The 2,244-nt window shown below is 62.6% G+C and carries 3 protein-coding genes; all 3 read left to right on the plus strand.

The window, feature by feature from the left end:
* Positions 1 to 40 precede the first annotated feature (40 nt).
* Positions 41 to 1,291 (plus strand): Zn-dependent hydrolase, encoded by a 1,251-nt coding sequence (locus tag VGO12_RS22055; RefSeq protein WP_327514883.1) that lies wholly within the window; start codon positions 41 to 43, stop codon positions 1,289 to 1,291.
* A gap of 157 nt (positions 1,292 to 1,448) precedes the next feature.
* Positions 1,449 to 1,817: a hypothetical protein gene (locus VGO12_RS22060; RefSeq protein WP_327514884.1), complete on the plus strand. Its 369-nt coding sequence runs from the start codon at positions 1,449 to 1,451 to the stop codon at positions 1,815 to 1,817.
* A gap of 16 nt (positions 1,818 to 1,833) precedes the next feature.
* Positions 1,834 to 2,244 (plus strand): amidohydrolase family protein (locus tag VGO12_RS22065; protein ID WP_327514885.1); only part of this gene is annotated, 411 nt, incomplete at its 3' end.

A 2,244-nucleotide genomic window follows, 5' to 3' on the forward strand; every position in this document is an offset into this window, starting at 1 on the left:
GCCGCAACCGGTAAAGCCCTGAAAAGATGAGGAGACCGCCGTGGCAGCACCTGGCGAGAACATGCGCGTCAATTCAGACCGCCTGTGGGATTCACTTATGGAGATGGCCAAGATCGGCCCTGGTGTCGCCGGCGGCAACAACCGCCAGACGCTCACCGACGCGGATGCCGAAGGGCGCCGGCTGTTTCAGTCCTGGTGCGATGACGCAGGCCTTACCATGGGCGTCGATACCATGGGCAACATGTTCTTCACCCGGCCCGGCACCGACCCGGATGCCCTCCCCGTTTACGTCGGCTCGCATCTCGACACCCAGCCGACCGGCGGCAAGTATGACGGCGTGCTCGGCGTGCTGTCGGGTCTCGAAGTCGTGCGCTCGATGAACGACCTCGGCATCAAGACCAAGCACCCCATCGTCGTCACCAACTGGACAAACGAGGAAGGCGCGCGCTTTGCACCCGCCATGCTCGCCTCCGGCGTCTTTGCCGGCGTGCTCACAAAGGATTTCGCCTACGGCCGCAAGGACCCGGACGGCAAGACCTTCGGCGACGAACTCAAGCGCATCGGCTGGCTCGGCGACGAAGAGGTCGGCGCCCGCAAGATGCACGCCTATTTCGAGTACCACATCGAGCAGGGTCCGATCCTCGAGGCCGAAAACAAGGACATCGGCGTCGTTACCCACTGTCAGGGCCTGTGGTGGCTGGAGTTCACGCTGACGGGCCGCGAAGCCCACACCGGCTCGACGCCGATGAACATGCGCGTCAACGCCGGCCTTGCCATGTCCCGTATCCTGGAGATGGTGCAAGGGGTGGCGATGGAAAACCAGCCGGGCGCCGTCGGCGGCGTCGGCCAGGTGTTCTTCTCGCCCAATTCGCGCAACGTGCTGCCGGGCAAGGTGGTTTTCACCGTCGACATCCGCTCGCCCGACAAGGCCAAGCTCGACCGCATGCGGGCGAAGATCGAGGCGGAAGCACCCAAGATTACCGACGCGCTCGGTGTCGGCTGTTCCATCGAGGCGATCGGCCATTTCGAGCCGGTGACCTTCGACCCGAAACTGGTGACGGCGGTGCGCAGTGCCGCCGAACGGCTCGGCTACAGCCACATGAACCTGATCTCCGGCGCCGGCCATGACGCCTGCTGGGCCGCCAAGGTGGCGCCGACGACGATGATCATGTGCCCCTGCGTCGGGGGCCTCAGCCACAACGAGGCGGAGGACATCTCCAAGGAATGGGCTGGTGCTGGCGCCGACGTCCTCTTCCACGCCGTCGTCGAAACGGCCGAAATCGTCGAATGAGTTTGCGGGCGGGACGAAAGTTCCGCCCTTTTTCGTGTGGGCTGCACGGGTCGCTCGAAGTCTTCACATGAACGTCTGCAGGAGCAAGCTTGGCGCACCGATGGAATTGGGAACGCATGTGATGGATGAACGCAGTAGCGGGGCCGTGGAGTACAGCTTGAGCCTGCTTGTCCACGACGTTGCCGAGCATGTTGCAGCGTCGATCCGGCCGCGGTTCGACGATTGGGATGTTCAGTGGAGCGGGTCTGACTGTCGCCTGTTTCCAAAGGACGAGCAGTCAGTCGAGTTGAGCCTCAACGATTACGTCGACCAGGTTCTGACCGAACACAGCGGCATGCTTTTGGAGACCGCAAAGCAAGGTGCGGCACGAACAATGAGTGTGGCGATCTATTTCGACCCGCAGACCGTCGCAGCGATTTGCCCAACGCTGAAGGCCGCTTCCATGCGGAGAATTGCAGACCTCGGATACGATCTTGAACTGTGCCTGTTTCCGTGCAGCGACGCGATTGAACGGCACCAAGGGTAAGGTAGGGAACAGAACCATGAGCACTGTCATCAAGGGTGGTACCATCGTCACGGCCGACCTGACCTACAAGGCGGACGTCAAGATCGAGGGCGGCAGGATCGTCGAGATCGGCCCTGATCTCTCCGGCGACGAGACGCTGGACGCCGGCGGCTGTTACATCATGCCCGGCGGCATCGACCCGCACACTCATCTCGAAATGCCCTTCATGGGCACCTATTCCTCCGACGATTTCGAAAGCGGCACGCGCGCGGCGCTCGCCGGCGGCACGACCATGGTGGTCGACTTTGCGCTGCCCTCGCCCAACCAGTCGCTGCTCGAAGCGCTCACCATGTGGGACAACAAGTCGACCCGCGCCAATTGCGACTATTCCTTCCACATGGCGATCACCTGGTGGAGCGAGCAGGTCTTCAACGAGATGGAGACCATC

The sequence above is a fragment of the Ensifer sp. genome, from assembly GCF_035999135.1.
Classification (GTDB): Bacteria; Pseudomonadota; Alphaproteobacteria; order Rhizobiales; family Rhizobiaceae; genus Ensifer.